General features: G+C 69.3%; 6 protein-coding genes and 2 tRNA genes. 7 read left to right on the top strand and 1 reads right to left on the bottom strand.

All coding sequences use genetic code 11. The features are described 5' to 3' along the window. On the bottom strand, positions 1-818 hold an 818-nt coding region (locus ABD378_RS00040), incomplete at its 3' end, for an amidohydrolase family protein (RefSeq protein WP_486389295.1). A 362-nt stretch (positions 819-1,180) separates the two neighbouring features. On the opposite strand from ABD378_RS00040, the gene ABD378_RS00035 reads away from it, so the two are divergent. The 7 genes from ABD378_RS00035 to ABD378_RS00005 all read left to right on the top strand — a co-directional run. Beyond that, positions 1,181-1,253: transfer RNA gene (locus tag ABD378_RS00035), tRNA-Thr, on the top strand. Between the two features lie 48 nt (positions 1,254-1,301). Next, positions 1,302-1,374 (top strand) — tRNA-Met (locus tag ABD378_RS00030). Positions 1,375-1,465: 91 nt separating this feature from the next. Then, positions 1,466-1,630 (top strand): 50S ribosomal protein L33, encoded by a 165-nt coding sequence (gene rpmG, locus ABD378_RS00025; protein WP_004571794.1) that lies wholly within the window; start codon positions 1,466-1,468, stop codon positions 1,628-1,630. 84 nt (positions 1,631-1,714) lie between these two features. Continuing rightward, positions 1,715-2,179 carry an FAS1-like dehydratase domain-containing protein gene (locus ABD378_RS00020; RefSeq protein ID WP_344518133.1) on the top strand — a complete coding sequence of 155 codons (465 nt, stop codon included), beginning with the start codon at positions 1,715-1,717 and terminating at the stop codon, positions 2,177-2,179. A gap of 4 nt (positions 2,180-2,183) precedes the next feature. Next, positions 2,184-2,612, top strand: coding sequence for a MaoC family dehydratase (locus tag ABD378_RS00015; RefSeq protein WP_344518132.1), 429 nt, complete (start codon positions 2,184-2,186; stop codon positions 2,610-2,612). 159 nt (positions 2,613-2,771) lie between these two features. Further along, entirely contained in the window at positions 2,772-3,329 is a 558-nt protein-coding gene (locus tag ABD378_RS00010; protein WP_344518131.1) for a TetR/AcrR family transcriptional regulator, read from the top strand. A 76-nt stretch (positions 3,330-3,405) separates the two neighbouring features. Continuing rightward, positions 3,406-4,798, top strand: a 1,393-nt coding sequence (locus ABD378_RS00005; RefSeq protein WP_344518130.1) for a DHA2 family efflux MFS transporter permease subunit, incomplete at its 3' end; no start/stop codon positions are given.

The raw sequence follows: 4,798 nt of genomic DNA, 5'->3' as shown, positions 1-4,798 counted from the left end.
AGGCACACCACCGCCACCCCGGCCGCCGCCAGATGTTCCGCCGTTCGTGCGGCCACGTCCGACGGCAGCCGCCCGAGGCCGCCGCACGGCCCGATCGTCACGCCGGGCCGCAGCCCGCCCGCCATCGTCGCGAGCCGCCCGAGCCGCGCCGGATCGCTGCCGTCCGTGTGCAGGTCGACGGGGCAGCCGTGCTCGGCGGCGACTTCGAGCACCGCCTCCACGTACCCGGTCGGATCGGGATCCAGGTCGGGGCAACCGCCCACTACGGAGGCGCCCATTTTCACCGAGTCCCGCAGCATCGCGAGCCCGTCGGCGCCTGCCACCCCGGTCAGAAGGCGCGGTACGGCCACGGCCGACAGGTCGACCAGGCCACGCAGCGAACGCCGCGCCTGCAGCACCGCCTCCATCGACGTGAGCCCCGGGACGTCGCCGATCCGCACGTGCGAGCGCAGCGCCGTCGCGCCGTGTCCGAGCTGCAGCAGGGCGGCCTCGGTGGTCCGGCGCTGGACATCGGCGAGTTCGTACGAGACCGGGCCCTCCGCGTCCGCGGACAGTGCCGTGTCGCTGTGCGCGTGCGGCTCGGCAGCGGCAGGCAGCAGGAGGTAGCCGCCGAGGTCCACGCGCGCGGCGTGCGCGGTCAGGCTGCCCGCCGTGCCGACCGCTTCGATGCGCCCGGAGCCGAGCCGCACGTCCACGGTCCGGCCGTCGGTCAGCCGGGCACCGCAGAGGAGCAGCGCGGTGGCGTCGGCGTCATCACCCGAGGAGCCGGAGGAACCTGAGGAGCCGGAGGAGTGGGGCTGCGGCTGGCTGTCGGGCATCGCGCTCCTGAGGTTCGGGGGCGGCTGCGGGGCGTGGTGTCTTCCGGGACGGACGGGACGGAGACGTCCTGGGGCAGGACTGGATCCAGACGTCCAAGATCACGCAGCGTGGGTCGAGCCTAGGGCGACGACCGGCCCTCTTCGAGGAGGAGCGAAATAGTCGTACCGGCGTGGTGCGCGGCTCCGTACCGGCGTGGTGCGCGGCTCCGGACGGGCATGGCGCGAGGGGGCCGAACCGGTGTGGTGCGAGGCGCCGAAGTGACGTGGCGAGGCGGCTGGGACGCCTGCCGAGATGCCCCGGACAGCCCCGGCGAAACGGATTTGGGCGATCGGCGACCGACCGTGTAATGTCTTCATCGCTCGCCCCAATAGCTCAGTCGGTAGAGCGTCTCCATGGTAAGGAGAAGGTCTACGGTTCGATTCCGTATTGGGGCTCTGATGTCGAGTGATCCTCGCCTTCGGGCGAGGGGATCCGGCATCTACAGCGGTGTAGCTCAGTCGGTAGAGCAAGCGGCTCATAATCGCTGTGTCACCGGTTCAAGTCCGGTCACCGCTACTCAATTGGTAGCCGATTGTGGGGTCGGACCTTCGATCGGCTACTCTTTTTTTGCGTTCATCCGTCCATCCGTCCGTCAAGGAGCACTCACGTGGCTGCCACAGACGTCCGCCCGAAGATCACGCTGGCCTGCGTGGAGTGCAAGGAGCGGAACTACATCACCAAGAAGAACCGGCGTAACGACCCGGACCGTCTTGAGATGAAGAAGCACTGCCCGCGCTGCAACGCGCACACTGCGCACCGCGAAACGCGCTAGACACAGGCTCGTACACGAGGCCGTCCCCGATTCTTGGGGGCGGCCTCGCGTCGTTTACCCATACCTGCAGGAGGTACCGAGTCCATGGCGCTCGACCAGTCCTTCGTAGGGCGGTCCTACCCGCCCACCGATCCCTATGAGGTCGGCCGGGAGAAGATCCGTGAGTTCGCCGAGGCGGTGGGCGACGCCAACCCCGCGTACACCGACGCGGAGGCCGCCAAGGCGTTCGGGCACCCCGATGTGATCGCCCCGCCGACTTTTGTGTTCGCCATATCGTTCAAGGCCGCGGGCCAGGTCATCGAGGATCCGCAGCTGGGGCTCGACTACAGCCGTGTCGTGCACGGGGACCAGAAGTTCGCGTACACCCGCCCGGTGCGTGCGGGGGACCGGCTCACGGTCACCTCGACCATCGAGGCCATCAAGTCGATGGCGGGCAACGACATCCTGGACATCCGCGGCGAGGTCCACGACGAGGCCGGCGAGCACGTCGTGACCGCCTGGACCAAGCTCGTGGCGCGTGCGGCGGAGCCTGCGGCAGAGGGAGCGTGAGGCGATGACCGCCAAGATTTCGTACGACAGCGTCGAGGTCGGCACCGAGCTGACGGCCCAGAGCTTTCCCGTGACGCGTGCCACGCTCGTGCGGTACGCGGGCGCCTCCGGTGACTTCAACCCGATCCACTGGAACGAGAAGTTCGCGGTCGAGGTCGGCCTTCCCGACGTCATCGCGCACGGCATGTTCACCATGGCCGAGGCGATCCGTGTGGTGACGGACTGGGTCGGCGACCCGGCCGCCGTCGTCGAGTACGGCGTGCGCTTCACCAAGCCCGTCGTGGTCCCGAACGACGACAAGGGCGCGCTGATCGAGGTCAGCGCCAAGGTCGCGGTGAAGCTCGACGACAACCGGGTCCGGGTGGACCTGGTGGCGATGAGCGGGGACCAGAAGGTGCTCGGCATGTCCCGCGCGGTGGTCCAGCTCGCCTGACCTTCGTGCGCGGGTCACGCGGGTCACGCGGGTCACGCACGCAGGTCACGCAAGTAAGGAGTAAGGGGCACCCGCCATTGGCGGGTGCCCCTTACTCATGCGCCACGCGTCCGCCGCGACCTCTTGACTAAGGTAGTGATTGGCCACTAACTTCATCACATGGTCAGGATGAGCGCAGAGGAGCGACGCGAGAGCGTCATCCGCGCGGCGATGATCGAGTTCGCCCGCGGTGGCTACAACGGCACGTCCACCGAGGTGATCGCCAAGCGGGTGGGTGTCTCGCAGCCGTATCTCTTCCGCCTCTTCCCGGGGAAGGAGGCCATCTTCCTCGCCGCGTCCGGGCGTTGCTGCCAGGAGGTCACCGAGGTCTTCAGGAAGGCGTCCGAGGGGCTCCAGGGGGAAGCGGCCCTGCTCGCCATGGGTGAGGCCTATCAGGCGCTCATCGCCGACGACCCGGACAAGCTGCTCATGCAGATGCAGATGTACGTCGCCGTGGCCTCCGCGGAGGCGTCCGGCGACCGGGAGTTCGGCGAGGCGCTGCGGGCCGGCTGGATGGAGATGTACGACACGGTCCGCCTCGCGCTGGGGGCGGACGTCGGCGAGGCGACGCAGTTCCTTGCGTACGGGATGCTGATCAACGTCCTGGTGTCGATGGGGTTCCGGCCCGACCACCGGGTGTGGACCGGTTTCTACGAGTCGGTGCAGTCCAAGGAGTGAGTCGCGCGCGTCACGGGGGTGCTCATTTTTGCGCCCATGAAAGTTAGTCATCAATAACTAACCACAGGGGAAAGCAATGTCACAGCAGACACCACGGCGCGGGGAAGCGGCCTGGGCCCTCGCCATCACCAGCGTCGCCGGATTCATGGCGGCCCTCGACAATCTCGTCGTCACCACCGCCCTGCCCGCCATCCGCGAGGACTTCGGGGGAGCGCTGCACGATCTCGAGTGGACGGTGAGCGCCTACACCCTCACCTTCGCCGTGCTGCTGATGTTCGGCGCGGCCCTGGGTGACCGCTTCGGACGCCGCAAGCTCTTCATCGCCGGCCTCGCGATCTTCACCGGAGCCTCCGCCGCCGCGGCCCTCGCACCCGGCATCGAGGCGCTGATCGCGGCCCGCGCGGTCCAGGGCGTCGGCGCGGCGATCATGATGCCGCTGACGCTGACCCTGCTGACGGCGGCCGTGCCGGTGGCCAAGCGCGGGATGGTGTACGGGATATGGGGCGCCGTCAACGGTCTCGCGGTCGCCAGCGGTCCACTCATCGGCGGCAGCCTCACCGAACACGCGTCCTGGCAGTGGATCTTCTGGCTGAACGTCCCGCTCGGTCTCGCCCTGCTGCCGCTGGCCCGGCTGCGGCTCTCCGAGTCGTACGGCACGGGAGCGCCGCTCGACATCACCGGCACGGTGCTGGCCAGCGGCGGGCTGTTCGGCATCGTGTACGCGCTGATCCGCGGCAACATCGACGGCTGGACCAGTGCGACCGTCCTCACCGGTCTGATCGGCGGCGGCGCGCTCCTGGCCCTCTTCGTGCGCCACGGCATCCGGAGCGAGAACCCGATGCTGCCCATGCGGCTCTTCCGTAGCCGTGCCTTCTCCGCGATCAACGCGGCGAGCCTGCTGATGTTCGTCGGGATGTTCGGCTCGATCTTCCTGCTCAGCCAGTTCCTGCAGAACGTCGTCGGCTACTCGCCCACCGAGGCGGGCCTGCGGATGCTCCCCTGGACCGGCATGCCGATGATCGTCTCTCCCGTCGCGGCCTACCTCGCGGACCGGTTCGGTGGCCGCCCCGTCGTGACCGCGGGTCTCGCGCTCCAGGCCATCGGCCTCGCCTGGTTCGCGGTCATCGTGGAGCCCGACATGTCGTACGCCGCCCAGCTTCCCGCCCTGATCCTCAGCGGGATCGGCATGGCGCTGTACTTCGCCCCCGCCGCGAACCTGGTGATGTCCAGCGTCCGCCCGTCCGAGCAGGGCATCGCGTCCGGCGCCAACAACGCCCTGCGGGAGGTCGGCGGCGCCCTCGGCATCGCGATCCTCGCCTCGGTCTTCTCCGCCCAGGGCGGATACGGGCCCGCCCAGCACTTCGTGGACGGTCTCGGGCCCGCGCTGTGGGTCGGCGCCGCGTTGGTCGGCGTGGGCGCGGCGGCGGCCGCGCTGCTCCTGGGGCGGGCCACGGCCGGGAAGCCGACCG

Origin of the sequence: Streptomyces rectiviolaceus (genome assembly GCF_039533825.1) — a bacterium.
GTDB classification, from domain to species: domain Bacteria; phylum Actinomycetota; class Actinomycetes; order Streptomycetales; family Streptomycetaceae; genus Streptomyces; species Streptomyces rectiviolaceus.
Note: the sequence above shows the minus strand (reverse complement) of the source record. Positions and strands in the feature narration are given on the sequence as shown.

Bases quoted from the DNA above. Each gene is read 5' to 3' on its own strand.
- ABD378_RS00020 (WP_344518133.1), top strand. From the start codon at position 1,715: ATGGCGCTCGACCAGTCCTTCGTAGGGCGGTCCTACCCGCCCACCGAT.
- ABD378_RS00015 (WP_344518132.1), top strand. From the start codon at position 2,184: ATGACCGCCAAGATTTCGTACGACAGCGTCGAGGTCGGCACCGAGCTG.
- ABD378_RS00010 (WP_344518131.1), top strand. From the start codon at position 2,772: ATGGTCAGGATGAGCGCAGAGGAGCGACGCGAGAGCGTCATCCGCGCG.